Source organism: Paenibacillus sp. sgz302190, assembly GCF_059820445.1.
On sequence record NZ_JBZYAO010000001.1, the window covers coordinates 545,782 to 569,689 of the forward strand.

Genomic DNA, 23,908 nt, shown 5'->3' on the forward strand with positions numbered 1-23,908 from the left:
ATCCCAATGTTACCTATGTTATAACTAGACAGTCCAATTCTATGAATTTAAAAACGCCAATATCCATCCCCAAGGTTTGGATATTGGCGTTTTTGTAATTTAGATGACTTCTTTTCTCTTATACAAATACACGTATAAAAATAAGTCCGGTTATTGCGCATAATGCTGCACATAATCCAATGAATCCGTAGCCGGGCCAGCGCGAAACATGCTTCGTGTGAGATGTTATCTCCAGGGAACGTACTGAACAAAGCAGTCACAATCGGGATGACGGACAATAACAGCATCACCAGATACATCCCGCGCCAATCCAGCGTGTGGCCAGCAATCGGTTCACCGAATCTTCTCTATAACGAAAAAAAGGGCGTCCTAGTGGACGCCTTCAGTTAGTTTAGTTCCTTCGCTCTGTCAAATATTGTTCAAGCTGATCGAAGGTTCCTCCGAAGCCCTGCTCCATGGATTCGAACATGCCCTCAAAGAAGCTTCTCTCTTCATCAGTTGCGTTTATCGGTCCGCTGCACAAGGTCATTGTGGTAATACCGTTATTTTCACTAAAGGTTACCGCATTGCGTATTTCCAGCGGGATCAAATCGCTAAATGGAGCCCGGACAATGTTACCCGCCTCATCTGAAAAGCTGTTGACCCAGACAATCTTTTCGAAAGCTTCGATTTCCTGATACACGAATTTACCCCACATTTGATTACCATCAGGAGATTGCATGTTGTAGTGGAAAAAACCTCCCGGACGGAAATCCAATTGCGCAACATTTATTTCAAATCCTTTCGGTCCCCACCAGCGTTTCAGGTGCTCTGCCTCAGACCATGCTTTGAAAACAACCTCGCGCGGCGCATTGAGTACACGTGTTATGACTAACTCCTTGCCTTCTGATTTTGCTGTCATATCCATTCCTCCATTTCACAAAATGAATCCCTGATTAAAATATACTCCAATCGGAATATTCCCGTCAAGGAATATTCATCTACGCAATAAAGGGATACCATTAAACTTCAAGTAGAATTTTTACTCCTGTTAAGCCCCGTCCTCTCTCCGCCAACTTCACCTATCCATGTGGAGCCCAATAGCAAGACAGCTCCGATCAGCTGCTGCAAAGTCATCAACTCTCCTACAACCAGAGCTGATATCACTAATGAGGTTAGGGGATCGATATAACTCAATACGGCGATGCTTTGGCCTTGTAGTCCTTTCATTCCGGCAAAGAATAGATAAAATCCAACCCCGCCATGAAGGATACCTAGCACGAGCATCAATGCAACCGCGTCACCGGTGACAGAAAAGATTTTGAAGCCACTCGTGAACAGCACAAATGGGAGCAACATCGCCACCGATAAGCCAAGCTGCAGAAGAGTATTTGCCAGTCCGTCCAGGTCCCGAATAAACTTGTTGACCAGCGTCAAAACGGCATAGAAGCCTGCCGCGACGAGTCCGAAGCCGATACCTAGCAGATGATGTCCGGTTGTTTCCACCCTGCCGTTTTGCAAAACGAAGAACAGACCAAGCAAAGCAATAGCGACGCATACCGCCTTTTTGAGCGACAGCTTTTCTTTCAAAACGAAGGGTGAGCATATAATAACCAGAACAGGCGCAAAATAATAGCTCAACGCCGCATTTGCAATTGTTGTTTCCTTGTACGCCTGAAACAGAAAAATCCAGTTGCCGCTCAACGCCACGCTCGCAATGAACAGAGCAGCCGCATTCTTCTTCACCTTCCGCCACGACACTTTCTGCTTCGTCCACACGAAGACGACAAACAGCAACAGGCTGCCGATCAAGCTCAAGAGCAACGCAATTTCTCCGGATGACATGTTGATATATTTGGCAAACACGCCAACTGCGCCGAATATGATCATCGACAAGATGAAATAAATTTTTTCCTTCATTTATTATTCCCACTTTCTACCAATATGATGATGAGACCAATGAGATAGTCTCCCCTTACATACAGTAGAATCTATGGCAGGACCAGCAACATTCATGTAGTTACCTTGACAGTAGATTCTACTGTTGTGGTACTACCGGTGGAGCAATAAAATTATACATTTGATTCCCTCCTTCATGGACTAATGCGTTCATTTTTGAATTCTGTTGTGCTATAGTGTATCATCCTTTGCCCTACAGAAACATTTCAGAGAACAATTTTATTTGACCTGATTGAGCAAAAAAATGGACAGTACCGTCCCTCTCGAAAACGGATGTCCACATATGATGTGTAACGCTATATGAAATTACAGTTCCATATCATTGATTTACTCTTTTATTTTTCTCTAACTCAGCATTTAATTTAGCATTCTCTCTCAACAAACTTGCATTCTCTTCCAATAACTTTTGTACGTCTGGTACATCCTTGCCGGAAATCCAGCCATGCAAATCGTCTCTTCCTGCATACTCCGGCAATTTTTCATGAATAACCCACTTAATGTGCCGTTCATTTTCAGCATAAAACGTGGGTATTTCTTCCATTACTGATTGCTTAAACTCTTGGTACTTCTGATAGCTATCCATTACTACAAAATCGTCTGGCTTTTGTCTTAATGCTTCATCTGTGATAACAATAACAAATCTAGGTTTGCCAACTTCTCCGGCATAATCATATTCCCAATGAGTATAACTCTTTGATTCATCAGGAAGCATTGAACCATAAAGTCCTCCGAGTATTAGGATATAAACGTCAGATTCATAGATCCATCTCTTAATAGTTTCCATATGATGACCTTCTTTGAAGAAAAGCTCTACTCCAGCAGGAATGTGACCGGCATTAACTACAGCTTGTACAGCGGCTTGACGTTCTTCAATCAGATCAGTAAAAGTAGACGATATGAAGACTTGTAATTTTTTTCTCATAGGCCACCTACATGAAATGAAATAATATAAATCGTACCATTGGCTCGCTTTATTTGTCAAAAAATATCCAGAAACATATTTGGCTCAACCTTAAAATCAGTGACGGCTAAGTCCCCATGCGATGCCGATTGCACTCCAGTAGGATACCGTCTTTGTAGTTGCGACGATTGCGCGTAAAGTAACGACGACGCTGGAAAGCCTTAATGCGATTATGCCGGCCTTCTACTGTCGCGTTGGTCCATCTGCAACGATGATAGTTGACGATTTCCACCTTCCAGTTTCGCATCGTTTTTAAGGTGCTTCGAACTGCCGGATGGTCGATTCGATCCCCATGCGCACACCAACGTTCAAAACCAGATTCGGCGATGGTAACGCTCGGCGAAAAGTTGTACCAAGTGGTGAAGGCTTCTTTCCATTCCCATACGCTGCGCAAGAGCGGGGAATAGCCAAGCAAAATATGAAGACGATTGCCAGATTCTGTTTGTCGATCACAATGAACTTCATATCGACGCCACTCCCGTCGCCCATCTTCAAAGCTGCCCGATCTGCCTGTCGGTGCAGCACGTGATTCGCAAAGGTACCAATGGGACGCGAACCGTACGCCATCTGTCAGTCTTCAATAGGAAATCCTATCTGCACGTACCGGCGATTCGTTTGTTCTGTACGACTTGTCATGCCGGATTCGGATGGACCTACGAATTCGTGGGGCACAAACAACGCTACAGCAATGGGGAATCAACAATACAGGAGTGGCAGGAATCAAGTGGCTTAGACTGTTCAAGTCGCCCAGTGCCAATAACAAAAGCCCTCCATGGATGAGGGCTTTTAGCATTTATTTAAATTTCTGGCCGAGGTACTCGGAGAAATCCGGAACCTTTACAGTTATATTGACCAGCACCACCGCATACAGCTTTTAAATAATATTTACCGGCACCTACTGTAACAGTTGCAGCATTGACAGCTTGCCGATTCTCCAGTACTTTTAGTACCTCGTTCTTTTAATTTTGTTTTGCTGCCTTATAGAATTTACAAAGCATCTTCAAAATGATCAGGTCTTTACTAGAAGCATCAAGCAATCCCGCAGGCGGTGTGTAAACAGGATCTAGATCTTTAGCAAACTTTTCATATTCGGATTGCAAATTATACTCGATCTGATTATGCCACCCGACTGGAATTCGCCAACCGCTTTCATATCCGGTAGCAAGCGTATGCGCTACTGTTTCCGAAATGACCTCTTCACGGGAAAAAGGTTGAATAGGTTTACGCACTGGCTTAAATAGCTCTAAGTCGAAATCAGCTGGCTCGCCACTTATAAGTTTGGCCATCTCTCGAGACAAATAAGGCGAGAGCGTTAACCCATCACGAAATGTCCCCGTCATAATCCAGAGACCATTAAGATCCGTTTCGCCAATAAGAGGAAATCCATCGAGGGAAACGGGGCGATTCCCAACTTGCAGACGACTCATCCGTCCTTTCGACAAATCCCGCCGAATTTGGCGGTATGCGCATTCAAGAAGAAATACGACATCTTCTAACATAGGCGAGTCTACAGCTCTCGGAGAAATAATGTTTGTAGCTCCGACATATACTTCTCCCCTGCTGCGTGGAAGGATATGCAATCCGCATGAAAAAGCTCGGTTAGGCGTCCTAATTACAGAGTTTGGCGTAGTTCCATCCATCGTACTTACTAATGCTGAAACACCGTACCCGCTGACCAGTCGAGGGATACGTGCGGCAACATCAGGGACAGTATCCAACAAGGTTTGGGACTTGACACCCGCCGCTATTACGATTTTATCACAAATCAGACGTTCTCCAGAATTGAGAACTAAGGCTTCAACACGGCCATAATTCCTTTCGATCAGGACGCCTACTTCAGAAATCAAAGTTCCACCAAGAGAAATAAAGGACTCTTCCAATTTTCGAAAAAGTTGGGTGGTGTTTACTGCATGTTCATTCGGTATATATACGGCTTTAGTGGGACGTGAACCAGATTCCGGGTCAAGCCAATGAATATCGGTTGGATTAATATCCTCAAATGGCTCACCATACTCCTTCAGCGACTCACGAATGGCCTCGAAGTTGTCATCATCGATTTTCGAGTAACCAACGGTATTATGGATAACGAATGTTCCGTCGGCTGCACGAATGTCAGAAACACTAAGATTATCTTCCAATTCGTTTAGCCAATCGTTCCATAATCCGGTAGCACGTACCGCAAGATCGTGTTTCATGCGTCCGTATTTACTCTTTAGAAGAGTACTCGTTACTTCACCGAAGCTCCCTAGCATTGCGCCTGCAGCCGTCGATGCTGCCCATGGCCGATGGGATTCGCCAACTAATGCTACACGTAATTTCCTTCGAACCAGCGTAAGTGCCAGTGATAGTCCTAAAACACCATTTCCCACAACAACAACGTCATATACCGGATTTTTTGACATACATTCTTTACCTCTTTCCACGTTATTATTTGTCCACGCACCACCCGAATTTTGTGCCGTAGTTAGGCTAGATAATGCCTGGACTTTCGGGTTTCGAACAAAACATAATATTAACTGCATTTTTCATAAAAGAAATCAGATGCTAAGGAATGGATTCCTCCGGCAAGCAATCCAGATGTCCCCACTCTCTAGTAGAGAACAATCGTCTAGCAATCTCGAAGTCAATCGGTTTCATTTCTTCGATATCAACGCCAATAGGCTATTGGTCTATTGCGCAAACCACCCAATTCCCTGAATGGGATACATTAAACTCCAAGAGTCCATTCGAAAGAATCGGTTTAACGTACTCATTGCTGTCTATTCGAATATTTTGGTTTCGAAGCGAACGCTTTTTAGACACGACCACACGAACCAATAATTCGGCAGCAAAAGACCTATAGTAACCCTCCTTTCTTCTGAAACTGCTTAATCCAATTCTTCTCTTACTCGTGATGTGCGGAAGAAACAAGGATAGAATCTCATCATCGGCAGGTGGAGCGCTTAGATCAACGGCATATAGATTCATTTCTGCACCCTGGTGTTTATTCTCTATCACGGTCATATAGTGAAAGAGCGCTTTCATTGTTGTCGACTTTAATAGCGGCACTACACAAAGGAATAATCACTATTATTCTTATTCGACATTACCACAATTTCCAAGAAAAGGATGCGTCCTACTCTCATAGTATCTCTCTACTTGCCCATCGTCAAGTTCATTTTGGCGCTTAAGCTGGAGTTCTCTAAACCGCAGATCGGCCATCTGTTTTCGCTCGTTCATGGCATCACCCTTTGTGCCGGTCGTAAGAATATCACCCAACTCTGCAATGCTGCAGACAGGGTCGTCAACTGAACAATGTGACGAACTTCTTGAATCATACTCCTTGGTGTGTAAATCGGATGCAACGAAGAAGAATGCAATTTGTACTCGAGAAGATTCGGGCTAAGCAATTGAAGGAGAGTGATTTGAAACGGCTTGTGTTTCTCATCGTCGACGACACTTGTTGCAAGAAAGACAAGTCGACCAAGAAGATGGAGGCGCTTAGCTTCCAGTATTCGCATGAAGATGAAAAGTCCGTCTGGTGCCACAATCCGGTCACCGCTCATGAAGTCAGCAACGGAGGTTCTTTTGCGTGGGATTTCCGTCCGTACGAGCAAATTATTGATCCAGATAGTAAATGAAATTAGTGAAGAGTTGGAACGGAACCGGGAAAAAGCAATAACAACGCTAATTGCGGAATATTGGGATATTTTGCAATCGGCTGAATTATTGAATATTTTCTATGAAAATGATGTGAGTACTCTGCCCATAAAGAAGCTCTCATTCGCAATTACTTCAATGCTTACTCTCTTTCTGATATCGATGTAGTTAAACTTATTGATGTGATATCGAGATATTTCTTTTCACGTTCGTTTGAATATGATGATACTACTGGGGTTGTCTTCAGTGGATTCGGAGAGAATGAATTGTTCCCATCAACAGTTGCTTATATAATGGACAACATGCCAACGGTCATGATAAATGCACTCGTGGGTCTAGAGAAACAGTATTACCTTAAAGAATCAGTATTTAACAGGTTCAATTGTGTTTGATAGTTCTAAATTGGCATCCCGACAATCTTGGCTGATGAGCAAGTATACAGCCGATACGCAAGCAACATTACCGTTCTCATCTCCGTCTGTAAATGTATTAGAGACCAATCAGCACAAGGAGATGAATGGGATGTCGGCAAAACATGTGCTCATCGTTCTGGCCCTTTCGGCGCTTTTGGCGTCATGCGAAAAACCGTCCATACTTTCGTTTGAAAAACGGGCCGAGGCCGCTTCGAAGCTGGATCCGAAAATCGTAAAGGCACAAAATGCTTTTGGCCTGAAGCTCCATAGGCAAATGGCGCTTGAGGAAAAAGATACTAATGTTTTTGTATCCCCAACCAGCCTATCGACGGCGCTCGCTATGACGTATAACGGAAGCGACGGAAACACGAGGAAAGCTATGGCCCAAACGTTAGGCTGGGAGGAATTGCCGCTCGCGGAGCTCAACGAGGGCTACAAAACGATGAATCATTTGCTTGAACAACCCGGCCAAGGAGTGGAATTGAATATCGCCAATTCACTTTGGATCAGAAAAGGAACGCGTCTTGCAAAACCTTTCGTGCAAGCCGCCCGCAACGACTTTGCAGCCTCTGTCGAGGAGTTGGACTTCGGCAGCAAAACAGCGCACGAAACCGTAAATAAATGGGTGAAAAAGCAAACTCAAGGCAAGATTTCCGCTATTCTAAACAAGCCGCTAGAGCCTGAAGATAACCTGATGCTGGTTAACGCCATTTATTTTAACGGGAGTTGGAAAGATGAATTTTCGCCTTCCTCCACCAGAGAAGAAGCTTTTAGACTTGCCGACGGTTCTACCAAAAACGTTTCCATGATGTCCAGGACGGGCAGGTACGAGTACGCGGAGGAGGACGGTTTTCAGGCGATCCGGCTGCCTTACGGCGATGGCCAAATGGATATGCTCGTCATCCTGCCGGATGAAAAAACCCCTCTGTCCGCTTTGCACGAACGCTTGTGGTCCGACGCATCCCGGTGGCAGAAGCCCTTCAAGGAAAGGACCGGTGAAATCCGACTGCCAAGCTTTAAGCTGGAATACGAAAAATCGATGGATCAGGCGCTGCAATCGATGGGCATGGCGGTCGCCTACGATGCCGCCCGCGCAGAATTCCCCTTAATCGCTCCCGGTATCAACCATGTGATCGGCCAGGTCATGCACAAAACCTATCTTGAAGTCAACGAGAAAGGTACGAAAGCTGCCGCGGTTAGTTCCGTATCGATGAAAGCCACCTCGGCGGAAATCCCTTTGGACCCGTTTAACATGAACGTGGACCGCCCGTTCTTTATCGCGATTGAAGACAAGCAGACGGGAGCGTGGCTGTTTATCGGATCCATTTACTCCCCGTAGCCCGGCCCCTCTTCTTCTTTGGCGAAAATAAAACCAGCGGCAGTCTAGGAGCGAAAAATAAAGCCTTAGACTGCCACTGGTTTATTAAACTTCCAACGTCTCCCTTTTATTAAGAATAGTCAGCCGTTCATCCCCGTGGTGCTTCACTTATTTCTGAACAATTGAGCTTGCAGATTCTGTCGGACCTTTTGCCTCGCCGTGTCCAGCGCCGAATAAGTTTAAAATCACTACCCCAATAACAATCAATGCGATCCCGACGATGCTTCCTGTGTTTATTTTTTCTTTCCAAATCAAGACAGAAATAAGCGCCGTTGCTACTGCCCCTACTCCTGACCAGATCGCGTAAGTCATGTTTAAGGGAAGTGTTTTGAGAGCAAGCGAGATGAAATAGAACGAGGTAACAAAAGCAACAATCGTGAATAGAGTCGGATATAGTTTAGTAAATCCTTGCGATGCCTTAAGCATCGATGTACCGATCAATTCACCGATGATAGAGATTGCCAAAAATAAATATGCCATTATTTTCCCTCCTGGATACTTGTTTTTAACTGCTCAATTACCTTTTGCCTGAGATCTGCTTGGGGTGGAGCCAGCCCAAACATTTCAGCAAACCAAAGACCATCAATTGCTAAACGAACAAGCGTAGCACGAACAGGGTCTAGTTCATCATTCTCGATTTTATTCTGAATCTCAGAATATGCTTGCTGCAGCCGTTGCAGCATCTCCGGATTAGTAAAGTGCGCAGCTGAGATCGCCGTATAAAGATCGTTCGCATCGCTCTCTCCGGAAACTGATGTTTCGATATAGGACCTCGTCCACTTCCCTTTAGACTGTAAATCGCCATTGGCCCTCATATTAAACCCTTCGAGAAAGTGATTGGATAACTGCTCGATCACACCTAGAATTAAGGCATCTTTATTAGGGAAATGATATAGCAATCCCCCTTTACTGATGCCCGCCTTTTGGGCAACAGCCTCTAATGTCAGCTTTTCCACCCCTTCTTCATTTACAATTTGCGAAACCGTTTTAAGGATCAGTTCTTTCTTTAGATCTTTTTTTCTTGTTTTCATTTTATATATCACCCTCATTTATAATACCGTCTGGACGGTTTTATTTCAAGTTAATTATATTTCACCACCTTCCCCCTCGCCAGGCGGCAGTCTACAACTGCATGGCCAGCATTTCCCTATTATCACTTATAGGATGGACGTTCCTTTTTTTGGCAAAGGCGAATTCTTAGTCCAAAAGGAAGTGAAAGGCCGCCGATTCTGCCGGCAGCCTTGGATAAGCATACATAAGTTTAACCTTTAGTACTTGCATTACATCAAGTATCTTCCTGTAACAGACGAATCAGTCGGCGCCTGTTTGGATCTGCAGTCGCCTGCGAAAGCTTTGCCGTCAAAGATACGGTGCAGCCAGTTCGATAGGCAATTGGCGGACCGCACCCGCAAAGCCTGCGAAAGTGCAGGCTTTTTCCATGAAAGTAGCTCGTTTTGGCGAAAAGCCTGCGATTGTGCAGGAATTTTGGATGAAAATGGCACTAAACTCGTGTATGAGCTGAAAAACCTGCATTTTTGCAGGAATTTCTCTCGGCCGGCGCATCGACGTGTGAAAAACTGCACTATTGCAGGCTTTCTCCACGATGTCCGGCATCTTGCGCTGCCTCCGGTGTGCAAGCCGCTTCTCCGTCGCTCCAGTTTGCCGCCAAGGACACGGTGCAGCCAGTTCAATAAGCAGTTAGCGGTACGCAAGCCGCAAAGTGAAGAGAACTTCAACATGGACCTATTGGCCGTCCCTTTAAATGTCATGTTTTTGTCGACCGGGCACGGAATAGCCAAAAGTTTCATATCATGGCATCAAGCCACATAACGATGACAAGGCGGGGATGGCATGTTGGCGAACGAATGGCGGCAACCCGAAGCCGTCGGAAATGTCGGAAATGTCGGAACGGTATGGCCGCCTGGGATTACCGGCGTCAAGATCTATGGGAGCCTTCCTCCGGGAGTGCATTTTATCGGACCGGAATATGGTTACCACCCTGTTCCGTATCACATGATTGCACCCATGTATCTTGGCTTTCCGAGTGTCGGCACGTATGTATATTTTTAGAAAAATAAAGGCTGCCGGACGCCCGGCAGCCTTTATTTTGCCTAAGCCGGTACAGCTTCCGCTCTCGCCTTAGAAGTTAGCCAAATATATTTGATTAATCAACTTACGTCAATTATTATATAAACAAGTCGTTTATTTTCAATAGTTAAAGAAACGCGATATGTCGATATCTCAACACTGTACTCGAAAATGTTAATCATCTATGAAAGTTTGGTGGGTATTTACGATGGCAAAAGTGGATCGGAGAATTCTTAAAACACAGGAAGCTATGAAAAAGGCTGTCATTGAGCTGATGACTGAAAAAAATTTCGATGAAATTACAATTCAGGATATTGCCGACCGGGCAAACATAAACCGTGGAACCATTTATCTTCATTACCAGGACAAATTTGATTTATTGGATAAACTCATAGAATCTCACATTAACGAATTAGCGGAGATGGGTGAATGGGCATGCAAGCTGGATTGGAGCAATGCTCTTTTACCTTTTTTCGAATATTTTGAGAAAAATTATTTATTCTTTTCGACCATGTTAGCGAGTAAAGGGGCCCCTTCTTTTAGAACACGGCTGCTTGATTTTATTACGGAAGGATTCAAAGGAGAGATTGACAGAGAAAGCGGAAGAAATACGGATTTAAGCGAAGATGTTATGTTGCAATATTCTGGGACCGCTTATGTAGGTATAATTGAATGGTGGATCAGAAATGGAATGCCATACCCTCCTCAAGCAATGGCCAAACAAGTTGGGGCCTTGTTAGAAAGAAGTCTATAGTCCATGTATAACAAGAGCTTCATTGTCAGGACGCTCTTGACGCGTAATATTCCAATAACACCCATTTCTGTATTTATAATTCCGAAAACTCCAATGGTCAAAATAAATATAAGTAAATTATTTCGTTTAGCCCCCAAAAAAACCTCCTGGATAGTTTACCTCCACTTGCCAGTTAATACCTCTGTTCGATCTGTAGCGGGGCATGGCGTTCTTGATAAATTCGAAATTTCAGCGTACATCTCTGCTGTCATTTTAAAATCGGCTGCCGCCAACGAGTCCTCCAATTGGTTTAAATTGCGGGCACCTATGATAGGCGCAGTAATAGCAGGGTTTGCCATAACCCAAGCAACAGCTAAAGTTGCAGGATTCACATCATGTGATTGCGCATACTTGGTGAATTCTTCAGCCGTAACAAAATCCTCATCGGCACCATAACGATCTTTGTAGCGGGCATCCTCTACAAGACGACCCTGTTCAGGACGTTTGTTTACCCCATATTTACCGGTTAATAACCCCCCGCCAAGCGGGCTGTACGTAATGACTCCAATTTGTTCGGACTTCGCCATGGGTAAAATTTCGACTTCAGCCTGACGCTTAACCAAGCTGTACATCGGTTCGATTAATTCGAAACGAGCCAATTGCTCTTTTGCAGAAATTCCAAGAGCTTTGGTGATTTGCCACGCTGCCCAATTGCTTGCAGCAGGGTAAAGAATCTTGCCTTGCCGCTGCAAATCGTCCAATGCTCGTAACATTTCTTCCATTGCTGTACTTTCATCGAAGTCGTGAAGAAAATAAAAATCAATATAGTCCGTTTTTAAGCGTCTTAGGCTGGCTTCAACATTTTGTATAATGTTTCGTCTTGAGGTGCCCAATGCGTTGACATCAGGACGGAATGACCAAAAGACTTTCGTAGTTATAATGACGTTTTCCCGCTCGTGGGCGATACATTCCCCTAAAATTTCTTCAGAACGTCCCTCACCATAACCATTGGCTGTATCAAAGAAGTTGATACCCGCTTCCCGGCAGCGTTTATACATGTCTTTCGATGTTTTTTCATCGGCATTTGCACCAAAAGACATAGTACCGAAACATAAATTAGAAACCTTGATTCCTGTTTTTCCTACAGTACGATATTCTATAATAACATCTCCTTTTTAGGGGATAATTTCATTTATACAATGTAAAGCGTTGAGTGTTCTCGGAAATCCCATATAAGGAAGGCAGTGTGTAATGGCGGTGATCAATGTTTCCTTGTCATTGCCCACATTTTTGTTACCCTGCACATGTGCTTTAACTTGACCATCAGCACCACCCAATGCACTAACAATGCAGAGTGTCAGCAGCTCCCTTGTTTTCAAGTCAAGCCCGCTACGAGTATAAAAGTCCCCGAAACAGAAAGCAGAAAGATAATCCTGTATGTGTTTTTGGTTTGCCGGAGCACTTTCGCGCATTTTTGCAATGATATCACCAAAAATCTCTGCCTGCACCGCAAGTCCCTTGTCAAAACGATTCTCTTCACCAGCACTCCATCACCAAATAGCTGTTTGTATTTTTCCTTGCTCTTTTCAATTCGATTCATGACTATGCCTCCTTCCTGCATTCATTAGATATTATCATGTAAATTGATTAGTTGCTTATAATATTCGACAATGATTGATTTTTCAACTTATGTCTATATTTTAAACATAATCAGGACAATTGCAATCGTCAAATCCACGTGATGTGTGGATTACTCAACAAGCCATCAACAATTGTTGAATTAAAACCATTCCCCACCCCAAAATGCCGAAAACATTGATTTTCCGGGCGTTTCAAGGTGGGTTTCTGAAGGGAACCTCAATTGTAAAAACAAAAATACCATTCTTATGCGTTAGTGTTAAAGTTCCCCCATGCAATTCGATAATATTTCTGGCGATGGAAAGTCCTAATCCGGTCCCGTTCTGAATGCCTTCACTGCTCCGCGAATGATCAACTTTATAAAAACGATCGAACAGTTTGTCTTCTTGTTCTTGCGTAAGGGGTTGTCCTTTATTTTCGACCTCGATGTAAAATCGTTGATTATCCGTCCTTAATAATATGTGAATAGTACCCGGCTTAACGGAATACTTGAGAGCGTTCATCAGCAGATTATCGATAGCTCTGGCAAATTTACCGCCGTCGATCAAGGCAATAACAGGGGAATGACCTGTCTTTTTAACGATTTGAATTCCGTTTTCCTGAGCAAGCGGTTCGAATTCAAACAGCATCTGGTCGAGTAGTTGATGTACATCAATCGTTTCCAAATGTAATTGGATGTCGGAAGTTATAAGACGCGTATATTCAAACAAATCATCGATTAGCTTTTTTAAATGAACGGCTTTGTTGTACGTGTTTTGAACAAACCGTGTATATTCAACTCTGTTTTGAAATGAATCCGTTCTTAACAGTTCCAAATAGCCAATAATACTCGTAAGCGGCGTGCGCAAATCGTGGGAAACGCCCGTAATCAGCTCCATTTTGGAGCTTTCGATTTTACGTTCCTTTTCGATCTGCCGCTGCAACCGTTCCGTCATCAAATTGATGTTAAGCGCGACCCGTCCGAGTTCATCTTTGCGAATGACAGGAACCCGAAATGACAAATTACCTTCGGAGATGGTTTGAAGCCCATCAGCCAAAGCAATGATGTACTTAACCATGCGACGGGTCAGTTTATAAAAAGAAAAAATGAAGGCTATTACAAAAGAAACAGGGGCAAGATTAAAAAAGTAGTATCCCGTTTGAAATCGATTTACAAAAAAACTGACACTAATGTCTACAATGACGAAGCAGAATATTGCAATGACAAAACTAAATGCGGACGCCCAAAATAATTCAAAGCGAATGCTTCTTTTACCGCTTATCAGATGGGACCAATTATTTTTCAATTTTGTACCCAACTCCCCAAACGGTTTTAATATATCGCGGCTCTCTTGGGAGATCCTCTATTTTTTCGCGCAAATTCCGAATGTGAACCATTACCGTATTATTTGTATATCCGGACGGTTCATTCCACACGCTTTCGTAAATTTTATCCGCGCTAAATACTTGCCCCGGGTGACTTACGAGTAATTCCAGTATGGAAAACTCTAGCGGCGTCAGCGAAATTTCGGTTCCTTTCATCGTTACGGAATGCTTAGCTTTGTCGATAACGAGGTCTTGGATACGGATTATGGAATCGTTTGGTTCGTTAGGTTCTTTCTCCGCGAACGTTTGCCGCCTTAGCTGAGCTTTGACTCGCGCCAGCAGTTCTAATGGATTAAAGGGCTTCGTAACGTAATCGTCGGCACCGGTAGTGAGACCTGTAATTTTGTCAATATCTTCTTCCTTTGCCGAGAGCATGATTATAGGGAGCTTTGAAGTTTCCCTGATTTTGAAGCAAGTTGTAATGCCATCCATTCGGGGCATCATCACATCCAAGATCACCAGATGGACAGAATTTGACTTTAATACCTCTATCGCTTCCAGACCGTCAGCAGCCTCTAGAACGCAATATCCTTCGTTTCGTAAATATACATGAATAACATCCCGAATTTCCGAATCGTCATCGACGACAAGCACTGTAATCATTACGCTTTGCTCCTTTTACGGCATATATAAACAAAAGCCGGAGGAAAATTGAGCGGCACGAAATCGATTTTATCAATAATGAAATTTTGGGATAAATGTTTCTTCATCTGGAGGGAGTATTGAAAAGCGATAAAATAGCCCCCCGGTTTTAATGCTTCGGTAATTTGATTAATTAAAGTTTCTCTTAGATCGCTCGTAAAATTAAAAAAGGGTAATCCGCTAATCACGCAGTCCAATTGATTGATGCCTTTCTGCTTCATGATTTCAGTTAAATGGCAGGCGTTTGAATGACATCCGAAATTGGGGTAATTTGTTTGCAAATCGCTCTTCATCTTATCGTCCATTTCAAACAATAATACCTTAGTAGATCCATTTACTCGCGGTTTGATAAAGCGTGTGATGGCTCCTGTGCCGGAACCGAGCTCAGCGATTGCGGTTACATCATTCCATGGCACAGATTGAACCATTTTACCGGCCAGAAACCGTGAACTGGGAATGACACTTCCGACTCGCCTTGGATTGTTAATAAATCGTTGGAAGAACGTTACATACTGATTTGAAGTCAAATGACTCCCCCCCATTTCCCTTATTTTCTTCATTTATGGATTAGCTCATGCAGCAAAGAACGATTTAAAACTTTTATGTGATTATATTAATGGATAAATCTAAGGAACCTGTGGGGATATTTTTTAAGAAAATCTGAAGAAATGCATACAAAAATCTCTTTGAACTTTTTGTCACGCAGAATGCAGGAAAGGCCTGGTTAGCTTTTAAGCAAGCTAATCAGGCCTTAACTTTTCCATCCTAAGAATTTCTTTAGAAAGATCCCCCTGGAATCTTCAATAGTTCGCCCTATACTCTACCTATACATTTAGGGACTGGGGGGCATGCCGTTGAAACGGGTAGGGTTTGCCTTTGTTGTTACACTGGTGCTGTGTATCAGCTATTACATCAGCAAATAGACGCAGCACGTTTTATATGGGTATCGTATTAACAAATCATTCAGGAGGAATTCAACATGAATATACAACGGATCAAACCGCTTTTGCTTACTTTAAGTTCGCTATTGATTATTCCGCTGATCGGCACGATTTACGTTTATCTCAATCATGCCGGAGGAGCCGCGCATAGCTTGGTTACCGATTTGGATCGTCAGCTTCCTTTTTTGAAAATTTTCATTCTTCCCTATATGGGTTGGTACGCTTTCCTTATTCTTGCCTTCATCTATTTGGCTGTGAAGCAGCGCGAGGCTTATTACGAAACATTGCTCCATTTCGTCTTCGGCCTTCTTGCGTGCTATGCCATCTACGCTCTCTATCAAACTTATGTACCGCGGCCTGAGCTTGTCGGAGACGACTTCCTGACAAAAGCTGTCCGCTACGTATACAGCAAAGATGAGCCAATCAACTGTTTTCCCAGCACGCATGTGCTGACGTCTTACTTGATGATGAAAGCCTATCTTCGATCTACATCGGTCGCTAGGCCCATCCGCATTGCGGTTGCCATCATGTCTCTGCTGATCATCGCCTCCACCCAATTCGTCAAACAGCACGTCCTGCTTGACATTGCAGGCGCCATTGCCGTAGCCGAAACGGTGATCTATGCGCTAGGCCGCGTACGGCAGCTTTGGTTCGGCAGTACCTATACGCCAGGTATGTTGAAGCAAAGCGAGGTGCTTAAGTAATGCAGCGCGAAAAAATATTGCTGTTGACAGGATCCCTGGGCGACGGTCACATCCAGGCCGCGAAAGCCATTATGGAGGCGGCGAAGCTGCGCTGCCCGGAAGCGGAGATCGTCACCGTCGATTTTATGGAATGGGTCCATCCGCGTCTGCATGCAGTCGGCCAGTTCTGCTACTTGCAGTGGATGAAGAACCTGCCTTCCATGTACGGATACTTATACCGCAAAACGCGCAGTGACAACAAATGGTCCACCTTGTTCAAAAAAATCCGCTCCTTCCGTACCTATCGGATGATGGAGCTGCTGCGAAGCGTGCAGCCGACGAAGGTTGTCAGCACGTTCCCTGGAGCCGCGGCCGCGATGTCCTTCCTCCGTTCCAACGGGCTTACGGGATTGCCGACAGCCACTATAATAACTGATTATACCGATCATAGTTATTGGGTCCATCCTTTTACCGACCGCTATCTGGTAGGAGCCGAGCATGTGAAGGAAGCGCTTCTGCAGCACGGAGTACCGGGATCCCAGATCGAAGTGACCGGCATTCCGATCCGTCACTCCTTCTCCAATGCTTATGACCGCGATCAACTTCGCGGGAAATATGGGTTACAACCGAATCAGTCTGTCGTTCTTGTCATGGGAGGAGGCTGCGGTTTGATCGGCAAAGAATTGTTGTCTCAATTGCAAAGCAGCGGTCTTCCGGGAAATGTACAGTTCGTTATTGTCTGCGGACGCAACAAGAAACTGCAGACGACGCTGGAGGAAGAAGTACAGCGGCTGGAAGAGTCGGGAGCTAATCTGCACAACTATCGGATTACCGGCTATGTGAACGAAGTCCATGAGCTTATGGCCTTATCCGACCTCATCGTGACGAAGCCCGGTGGCCTCACCGTTACCGAAGCTCTTGCGCTGGAGCTTCCGATGCTGCTGTTTAAACCGCTGCCGGGTCAAGAGCGGGACAATGCCGCTTACCTTGTCGGTGCCGGCGCCGCGCTGGAGGCATCCGACGAGAGCGAGTTAGCGGATTATCTGCAGCTGCTGTTGGCCATCAGATCGCATCTAAGCCGCATGAAGCTGGCAGCCCGGCGGATCAGCCGTAAACATAGCGCCGCGACTGCCTTGGAGGCGATTATGGAGATGGAAAACCAATACGTTCCCACGCAAAGCGGCGGCAGGCCGTTAATCGCTGCTGCGAATGCGTAAGAGCCTCCTTTGAAAGGATGAAGCTTTCCTTGATAAATATAAATCGACCTGTTTTTATAATTATTACCGGTATCCTTATTTTGTATGTGATCGTCCCATTCGTTCTTACCCGCATCCTCGGCATAGGCGTTATCCGCAAAGGCGCAGTTCCGCGGGAAGTCGCTTTCACCTTTGACGACGGGCCGAATCCGGTTTACACGCCGTTCCTTCTCGATTTGCTGCACAAATACGGGGTCAAAGCCACTTTCTTCGTGCTCGGAGAAAAAGCTGCAGCCCACCCGGACCTGATCCGGCGCATGTGGCGTGAAGGGCATCTCATCGGCATCCATAACTACACACACCGGATGAACATCCTAATGCCCCCATGGGCGGTACGACGCGATGTTGCACGGTCCGCAGACACAGTCGAGTCCATCACCGGCGTACGCCCCTGCTATTACCGTCCTCCATGGGGGCTCTTCTCCCTTTGCGATCTGTTTCTCGCCAAACGGTATACATTCGCACTATGGTCTGTGATGGGCTTCGATTGGCGCCGAAACACTGCGGAGAACAATCTGAAGGACAAGCTGATGCGCCCAATAACCTCCGCTTCCGCTCCAGACGGAGAAGGCGCCATTGTGCTGCTTCACGACTGCGGAAATACTTGGGGTGCAGATCCAGAAGCGCCGAAATACATGCTTCTCGCCTTGGAGGAAGTATTATCCGAGCTCAAGGACGCCAATCTTCGTTACGTCCGGCTGGAAGAGATGACATTGGCTTCAAGCATAGCGCACTCCGCGGATGACTCAGGTTGATTCAAAACACATTTACCTATACGTCGTGTAATCTAAAAATCTCTGTGCTAGCCTTTTTGAGAAATCCTTCATTAACTCCGGGTGTTCGGCAGCGATGTTGATTGTTTCGTCCGGATCGTTAAGTAAGTCATACAGCTCCGGCTTATCGTTAATGTTTTGAATATACTTATATCGTTCTGTACGGATACATTTAAAGTTCTCTCCGCAGGTTACGGCATCTTTGCGGTGCGTCTCTCCTTTTCCCTGAAGAACGTGCAAAAATGATTGGGAATCGTACAATCGTCCATCTGGGGGGAGATTAGCCAGTTCGCAACACGTGGCGTTAAGATCGATCAATTCAATCATCGCGTCAGAAATTTTGCCTGCTTCGATTCCAGGTCCCGATATAATTAGGGGTACATGAATCGATGACTCATACGCCAACGACTTCGTATACATCCCGTGATCACCGAGCATCTCGCCATGGTCGCTAGTGAATATCATATATGTGTTATCCAGCATCCCTCTCCTCTCTAAGCTATCCAAAATCAGCCCGATCTGGTCGTCTATCGCTTCCATGGATGCACAGTATTGGCGGCGAGTTTCGGCTATTTTTTCCGGATCCTCCGTCTTCACACGTCCTTGAACCCAACCCGGCTTACCTTCGCGAACCAGCTTAATTGCCTCTGGCATTACCGCGGCTCTATACCGATTAGCATACTCTGAGGGGGGATCATATGGATCATGCGGACCAACAAAGCTGACAAAATGAAACCATGGAAAGTCATCGGGCACATTGTCTATCCAGGCAGCTCCCCGTCTCCCGATATAACAATCTGCGAAGGCTTCGGTAGGAAGCACCGAGTCTCTACAATCAAGCGCAAACCCATTTTTTCGGCGTATATGGTAATAGTCCTCGTGGAACGCATCGTACAAACCTAATTCTTGCAAATAGAAGCCGTACGGTCCTTGCGGTTGTGGGTATAAGCCGGCATGCATCTTTCCTTCCACTTCCTCAGGATGCGTGAAACCCCATTGATAGATGCACGGTCGGTCCCCATAACGCCCGTTATACGGATCCGGTTTTGCCAAATCAAGTTTCCCGACACAGCCAACGCGGTAACCGTTGTCGCGAAATCGTTGGTAGAATGTTGGGGTATGCGGTTGTAGATAGGATTCATTGTTCAAAGCACCGAGACGGCCGGGGTGCACTCCTGCGGCCAGACCTATCCGGGAAGGCACACAAAGAGGAGAATTTGTAAAACAATTTGTAAATAAAGTTCCCCTCGAAGCGATTCGATCCACGTTTGGCGTACGGATAAAATCGGCTCCCGCACATCCTAAATAATCAAAACGCAGCTGGTCTACCATAATAAATAAAAGGTTTGGTTTCACTTCAGAAGTCCCTTCCTTTTTCCTCAATTAATCCGCTATCCTAACCTCTGCAAAAAACTCTCTGTCATTCCCTACAACCGTCCGATTCCCCACAATTTCAAAGGTATCTTCCAATCGGATATCCGTTGAGGAAGAACCTATCATAAGAGACATCATTCCGGGCTCAATGATCCATTCCATCTTACGATCCAAGAAAGATAGCTGACTCATTGCTATATGGAAGGTTACATGCTTCTCTTCCCCGGCTTGAAGATGAATTCGCCCAAATCCGGCCAGTTCTTTGACAGGGCGTGCGATAGACGCAATTAAATCTGCAATATATAATTGGACAACTTCATCCCCGGCTGTAGAACCGGAGTTTTTAACCTTACACGAAACCGTCAGAACCTCTTCAGGCCTCACCTCTTTACTCGACAATTCGAGATGCGAGTAGGAAAATTGTGTATAAGACAGGCCATGGCCGAAAGGATAAAGCGGATCCAAAGATTCGTTTACGTATCCCTCCTTGGTGACAAACATGTCCACCCCGCGTCCTTCGTAACCGCTCCCGTTTCGATGGGCATAGTAGACTGGTATTTGCCCCGCGCTTCTGGCAACGCTGACCGGCAGCTTTCCTCCTGGAGTATAATCGCCGAGGAGGATGTCCGCGATGGCACGTCCCCCTGATTGCCCGGGATGCCAAACTTCTAAAATCGCAGGAATATGCTCGGCTATCCAAGGACTGCTGAGCGGACGGGCACTCATATGAACGAGAACGATAGGCGTACCGGAAGCATAGACGGCCTTCACAAGGTTTTCCTGTATTCCGGATAGGCCGATCTGGGAGGAATCATTCCCTTCTCCTGTAGTACACGGCTTACCGAAGCCATCCTTCCCGCCGATTGCCATGATGACGATATCTGCTTTTTGTGCATGCCGAACCGCTTCTTCAACATCCGTTTGATTATGGCTGTCGAGATCGCAACCTTTACTGTACGTTACTTCCGCATGTTGCAGCCTGTTTTTCAGTTCGCTGTAAATCGAAGAAATATAAGGATAAGCTTTTGGTAAATATGCCGTTTCCAGCTCATGCAATTGTTCTTCGTAAGGTACGTTGGAATTCCCTGTTACTTCGACGCCAACCATTTTCGCCATGCCAAAAAATAACTCTTTACTTGCAGGATGGGAGTAGCCGCCGAATAAATTACGCAAGGTATGAGCGTTGGGGCCAATGACGGCCACCTTGCTGCAGTTTTTGGCCAAAGGCAACAATTCCCCTTCATTCTTGATGAGAACCACCGATTCCCGCGCCATCTTCAGCGCCAACTCTTCGTCACCCTGTTGATGAAAAACAGATTCAATCCGTTCCATTTCAGGGTACGGGTTCTCGAATATCCCTAACCGGAACTTGATTTCGAGCACTCTTCGTACGGATCTGTCTACGTATGACATCTCTACTTCTCCGGCTATTATCGCCTCAAGTAACAGGGTGCCGTATCCGTTTGTGTGCGGAAGCTCCATATCCATACCCGCTTTAATCGCCTGAATGCCTGCGTCCTGCATATCCTTCGCCGTTTTGAAAGAAGTGACCAGCTTATCGATAGACCTGTAATCCGATACGGTAAGCCCCGGGAAGCCCAGCTCTCCGCGTAAAAAGTCCGACAGAACGGCCTCCGATGCAATAATCGGTTCTCCGTCCAGCGTACTGTAGGAGTTCATGACGGAGGCGATATCCGCTTTGCGGATTACGGCTTTAAACGGTTTGGCATAGACCTCGCGAAGAGTGCGTGGAGGAATTTGTTCCTCCGTCATATTGAGTGCGCCCTCTGTCATGGAGTAGCCCAGGAAATGCTTGGCTGTAGCCGCGACGCCTTCCTTTAGGTTTTGTCCCTGTACTCCCGTAACATAAGCGACCCCCAAGCTGGAAATTAACGTCGGGTCCTCGCCGTATGTTTCACCTATCCTCCCCCAGCGCGGATCGCGTCCCACATCCAGAACGGGCGAAAGTGCTTGCCGGATTCCCAGGGATCGGAGCTGCTTCTTAACTACCTCTGCCATCCCACGGATATTTTCCGGATTCCATGCAGCCCCCAAACCGATAGCTAACGGGAAGCTTGTAGCGCCCGGAACCATGGCCCCGGACAACGCCTCTCCATGAAAAAGGGCCGGAATCCCCAGTCTGTTTGTTTCCACGCAAAGGTTCTGAATCCGTGTAATGAGCTCCGCAATAGTACGGGGTCCATCCAATTTCCCAAATAAAATGGTTGATATTTGTCCGATTCCGTTACTTATCGCCTGTTCCTGCCGATCATCGGTAAGATGCGGATTCCACATGATACAGCCTAATTGTGCGATTTTTTCTTCAAGCGTCATTTTTGACAGTAAATCGTCTATCCGTTCTTCAACAGGCAGACTGCTGTTTTGATAGGGAAGATTATTGGGATTCATATTGATTTCTCTCCTAATGGGCTCGAGGCGTACTTTCCGGAATACGCCGCGGTTACTTCCTTGCTGTCTTTATATCCGATACGGGATGCTCGCGCTCTGATCATTGTCTTTCCATTTTTCAATAGGATGGGTTCGGTATAGAGCTTCCAACGCGGCTCAGTAGCCCCCTCTGTTTCTATAGAATAGGCAATGGACGCGCCCTGCGTTGCGCAATGAAGCATAATAACCGTTGGCTCGGAAAATTCCCCTTCCGCCGAGGCATCCGTACCACGTAATTGATTGTTTATCGGAATGAAGATCGGAGCCGCTGTTTGAGGCTGTACCCCTCCGGGCCACATTCCTGCCACCATCCGGTCTTCAGGGATATCCCCCCACTTATCATACCTTTCCCGCCATTCATCCAGTGCATTGCTCAAGCGCTCCAACTCATCCCGATAATCAGGGTCATCGGCCAAATTGTGCAATTCGTAAGGATCATTCACGCAGTCATACAGTTCTTCCGCGGGACGTCTGTTTGCCATTAGCAGCTCCTGCTCCGGGCTTAGAGTTCCATTCAACTTCAGTTGCCATAGATCATGATACATCGGATGCGAGTGGCTGAAAGGAATCCAGAGCAGATATGGCTTCTCAGGGTAATAATTGCGAATATATTTATATCTTTGATCTCGCACGGCACGCACCATATCATAGGACTCGTCATACCGGTCGCGAGTGGCGTATATATATTCCCGGCGTTTCGATCGCTCGCCCAGGAACACGTTCCCCTGAAGATGCTGCGGTGCAGGGGCGCCGGTCAAGGATAGGACCGTTGGCGCTAAATCAATAAGGCTGACCATTTGTTCATCAATCCCATGTTTCGGCCCATTAGGCTGCCGAACAATGAGGGGAATACGAATTCCGGCATCGTAAGGCCAGCGTTTGGCACGCGGGAGTCCCTCGCCGTGATCGCTCCAAAGGAACACGATCGTGTTTTCCGCCAATCCGTCCTCATCAAGCTGACGAAGCAGTTCCCCCACATAAGCATCCGCCTCTTCAATAAGATCATAATATTTGGCGAGTGCCAGCCGGGACTCAGGCGTGTCCGGCAGGTATGGGGGAATCACCACCCGAGAAGGGTCTGTCCTAACCTCTTTATCGAAATCCCCGTTCGGATAATACTTTTTCCTGATCATTTCCGACCACATCATGCTTTCATGAGTACAAATGAAATTAAAGACTGCGAAGAAGGGCTGATCAGGCTCCCGGTTCCTCCAGTGAGCTTGCATACCGTTTTCGTCCCAGGCGGTTAATGGCGGATCAAACTGATAGTCTGTCTTGAAATTATTCGTACAATAATACCCTTCCGCGCGTAAATATTCCGTAAAGGTCTTCACATAAGGCTGTGGAACCGCTTGATAAGGAGTAGGCAATTCTGGCGTATATTCATTCGTATGTTCTGTCCTCATATGGTGCGTTCCAATAAAAGTTTGATACATGCCGGTGATAATAGCCGAGCGGCTTGGTGCGCATACACCGGCCGTGCAGTATGCGTTGGTATAGACGATCCCGTCTTCCGCAAGCTTATCGATGTTTGGAGTTCTTGCTAACCGATCGCCATAGCAGCCGAATCGCGGGCTGGTGTCCTCAAGAGAGATCCACAAAATATTAGGTTTTCTGGTTCCCGTTTGCATTCACTTC

The 23,908-nt window shown here is 45.9% G+C and carries 24 protein-coding genes and 1 pseudogene; 8 read left to right on the forward strand and 17 right to left on the reverse strand.

What is annotated here, in order from left to right:
- Nucleotides 1-391: 391 nt before the first annotated feature.
- The 4 genes and pseudogenes from AC6RNO_RS02325 to AC6RNO_RS02340 form a co-directional block, all read right to left on the reverse strand.
- Nucleotides 392-901: an SRPBCC family protein gene (locus tag AC6RNO_RS02325; protein WP_474683039.1), complete on the reverse strand. Its 510-nt coding sequence runs from the start codon at nt 899-901 to the stop codon at nt 392-394.
- A 107-nt stretch (nt 902-1,008) separates the two neighbouring features.
- Nucleotides 1,009-1,899, reverse strand: coding sequence for an EamA family transporter (locus AC6RNO_RS02330; RefSeq protein ID WP_497104399.1), 891 nt, complete (start codon nt 1,897-1,899; stop codon nt 1,009-1,011).
- A 358-nt stretch (nt 1,900-2,257) separates the two neighbouring features.
- Complete coding sequence (locus AC6RNO_RS02335; protein ID WP_497104400.1) at nt 2,258-2,860, reverse strand: DUF4062 domain-containing protein; 603 nt, start codon at nt 2,858-2,860, stop codon at nt 2,258-2,260.
- A 106-nt stretch (nt 2,861-2,966) separates the two neighbouring features.
- Nucleotides 2,967-3,338, reverse strand: a pseudogene (locus AC6RNO_RS02340) (transposase); the annotation flags it as partial.
- Between the two features lie 65 nt (nt 3,339-3,403).
- Here AC6RNO_RS02340 and AC6RNO_RS02345 point away from each other — a divergent pair.
- Complete coding sequence (locus AC6RNO_RS02345; RefSeq protein ID WP_497104635.1) at nt 3,404-3,679, forward strand: hypothetical protein; 276 nt, start codon at nt 3,404-3,406, stop codon at nt 3,677-3,679.
- Nucleotides 3,680-3,858: 179 nt separating this feature from the next.
- On the opposite strand, the gene AC6RNO_RS02350 is transcribed toward AC6RNO_RS02345, so the two are convergent.
- A complete protein-coding gene (locus AC6RNO_RS02350) occupies nt 3,859-5,301 on the reverse strand; it encodes an FAD-dependent oxidoreductase (protein ID WP_497104401.1) in 1,443 nt (480 codons plus the stop codon).
- A gap of 259 nt (nt 5,302-5,560) precedes the next feature.
- On the reverse strand, nt 5,561-5,923 hold the full coding sequence (locus tag AC6RNO_RS02355; RefSeq protein ID WP_497104402.1) for a 4'-phosphopantetheinyl transferase family protein: 363 nt from the start codon (nt 5,921-5,923) through the stop codon (nt 5,561-5,563).
- A gap of 314 nt (nt 5,924-6,237) precedes the next feature.
- Here AC6RNO_RS02355 and AC6RNO_RS02360 point away from each other — a divergent pair, with 314 nt between their 5' ends.
- On the forward strand, nt 6,238-6,519 hold the full coding sequence (locus tag AC6RNO_RS02360) for a hypothetical protein (RefSeq protein WP_474683043.1): 282 nt from the start codon (nt 6,238-6,240) through the stop codon (nt 6,517-6,519).
- 541 nt (nt 6,520-7,060) lie between these two features.
- Entirely contained in the window at nt 7,061-8,290 is a 1,230-nt protein-coding gene (locus AC6RNO_RS02365) for a serpin family protein (protein WP_497104403.1), read from the forward strand.
- A gap of 147 nt (nt 8,291-8,437) precedes the next feature.
- On the opposite strand, the gene AC6RNO_RS02370 is transcribed toward AC6RNO_RS02365, so the two are convergent.
- The 3 genes from AC6RNO_RS02370 to AC6RNO_RS02380 form a co-directional block, all read right to left on the reverse strand.
- Complete coding sequence (locus AC6RNO_RS02370; protein ID WP_497104404.1) at nt 8,438-8,809, reverse strand: SMR family transporter; 372 nt, start codon at nt 8,807-8,809, stop codon at nt 8,438-8,440.
- Nucleotides 8,809-9,360, reverse strand: a complete 552-nt coding sequence (locus AC6RNO_RS02375) for a TetR family transcriptional regulator (RefSeq protein ID WP_497104405.1) — start codon at nt 9,358-9,360, stop codon at nt 8,809-8,811. The genes AC6RNO_RS02370 and AC6RNO_RS02375 overlap by 1 nt, the downstream gene beginning before the upstream one ends.
- 328 nt (nt 9,361-9,688) lie before the next feature.
- A complete protein-coding gene (locus tag AC6RNO_RS02380) occupies nt 9,689-9,943 on the reverse strand; it encodes a hypothetical protein (protein ID WP_488437343.1) in 255 nt (84 codons plus the stop codon).
- A 237-nt stretch (nt 9,944-10,180) separates the two neighbouring features.
- Here AC6RNO_RS02380 and AC6RNO_RS02385 point away from each other — a divergent pair, with 237 nt between their 5' ends.
- Complete coding sequence (locus tag AC6RNO_RS02385) at nt 10,181-10,399, forward strand: hypothetical protein (RefSeq protein ID WP_497104406.1); 219 nt, start codon at nt 10,181-10,183, stop codon at nt 10,397-10,399.
- Between the two features lie 226 nt (nt 10,400-10,625).
- Nucleotides 10,626-11,171 carry a TetR/AcrR family transcriptional regulator gene (locus tag AC6RNO_RS02390; RefSeq protein ID WP_474683048.1) on the forward strand — a complete coding sequence of 182 codons (546 nt, stop codon included), beginning with the start codon at nt 10,626-10,628 and terminating at the stop codon, nt 11,169-11,171.
- Between the two features lie 155 nt (nt 11,172-11,326).
- Here AC6RNO_RS02390 and AC6RNO_RS02395 read toward each other — a convergent pair whose 3' ends face one another.
- The 5 genes from AC6RNO_RS02395 to AC6RNO_RS02415 all read right to left on the reverse strand — a co-directional run bounded on the left by AC6RNO_RS02395 (nt 11,327) and on the right by AC6RNO_RS02415 (nt 15,337).
- The gene (locus tag AC6RNO_RS02395) at nt 11,327-12,313 is read right to left on the reverse strand and encodes an aldo/keto reductase (protein ID WP_497104637.1); all 987 of its coding nucleotides are present in this window, start codon (nt 12,311-12,313) and stop codon (nt 11,327-11,329) included.
- A 12-nt stretch (nt 12,314-12,325) separates the two neighbouring features.
- Nucleotides 12,326-12,658, reverse strand: coding sequence for a carboxymuconolactone decarboxylase family protein (locus AC6RNO_RS02400; protein WP_474683049.1), 333 nt, complete (start codon nt 12,656-12,658; stop codon nt 12,326-12,328).
- A gap of 324 nt (nt 12,659-12,982) precedes the next feature.
- Nucleotides 12,983-14,074, reverse strand: a complete 1,092-nt coding sequence (locus AC6RNO_RS02405; RefSeq protein ID WP_474683050.1) for a sensor histidine kinase — start codon at nt 14,072-14,074, stop codon at nt 12,983-12,985.
- Entirely contained in the window at nt 14,064-14,756 is a 693-nt protein-coding gene (locus AC6RNO_RS02410) for a response regulator (protein ID WP_497104407.1), read from the reverse strand. The genes AC6RNO_RS02405 and AC6RNO_RS02410 overlap by 11 nt, the downstream gene beginning before the upstream one ends.
- A complete protein-coding gene (locus tag AC6RNO_RS02415) occupies nt 14,756-15,337 on the reverse strand; it encodes a class I SAM-dependent methyltransferase (RefSeq protein WP_474683259.1) in 582 nt (193 codons plus the stop codon). Before AC6RNO_RS02415 ends, AC6RNO_RS02410 begins: the two co-directional genes overlap by 1 nt.
- 437 nt (nt 15,338-15,774) lie before the next feature.
- On the opposite strand from AC6RNO_RS02415, the gene AC6RNO_RS02420 reads away from it, so the two are divergent.
- From AC6RNO_RS02420 to AC6RNO_RS02430, 3 genes are read left to right on the forward strand one after another with little or no spacing between them, the layout of a single operon-like run.
- Nucleotides 15,775-16,440 (forward strand): phosphatase PAP2 family protein, encoded by a 666-nt coding sequence (locus AC6RNO_RS02420; RefSeq protein ID WP_474683053.1) that lies wholly within the window; start codon nt 15,775-15,777, stop codon nt 16,438-16,440.
- Entirely contained in the window at nt 16,440-17,636 is a 1,197-nt protein-coding gene (locus AC6RNO_RS02425; RefSeq protein ID WP_497104408.1) for an MGDG synthase family glycosyltransferase, read from the forward strand. Before AC6RNO_RS02420 ends, AC6RNO_RS02425 begins: the two co-directional genes overlap by 1 nt.
- Nucleotides 17,637-17,665: 29 nt before the next feature.
- A complete protein-coding gene (locus AC6RNO_RS02430; RefSeq protein ID WP_497104409.1) occupies nt 17,666-18,430 on the forward strand; it encodes a polysaccharide deacetylase family protein in 765 nt (254 codons plus the stop codon).
- Nucleotides 18,431-18,442: 12 nt separating this feature from the next.
- On the opposite strand, the gene AC6RNO_RS02435 is transcribed toward AC6RNO_RS02430, so the two are convergent.
- From AC6RNO_RS02435 to AC6RNO_RS02445, 3 genes are read right to left on the reverse strand one after another with little or no spacing between them, the layout of a single operon-like run.
- Entirely contained in the window at nt 18,443-19,831 is a 1,389-nt protein-coding gene (locus AC6RNO_RS02435) for a sulfatase-like hydrolase/transferase (RefSeq protein WP_497104410.1), read from the reverse strand.
- On the reverse strand, nt 19,832-22,231 hold the full coding sequence (locus AC6RNO_RS02440) for a glycoside hydrolase family 3 N-terminal domain-containing protein (RefSeq protein ID WP_497104411.1): 2,400 nt from the start codon (nt 22,229-22,231) through the stop codon (nt 19,832-19,834).
- Nucleotides 22,228-23,901: a sulfatase-like hydrolase/transferase gene (locus AC6RNO_RS02445; protein ID WP_497104412.1), complete on the reverse strand. Its 1,674-nt coding sequence runs from the start codon at nt 23,899-23,901 to the stop codon at nt 22,228-22,230. The genes AC6RNO_RS02440 and AC6RNO_RS02445 overlap by 4 nt, the downstream gene beginning before the upstream one ends.
- Between the last annotated feature and the right edge of the window lie 7 nt (nt 23,902-23,908).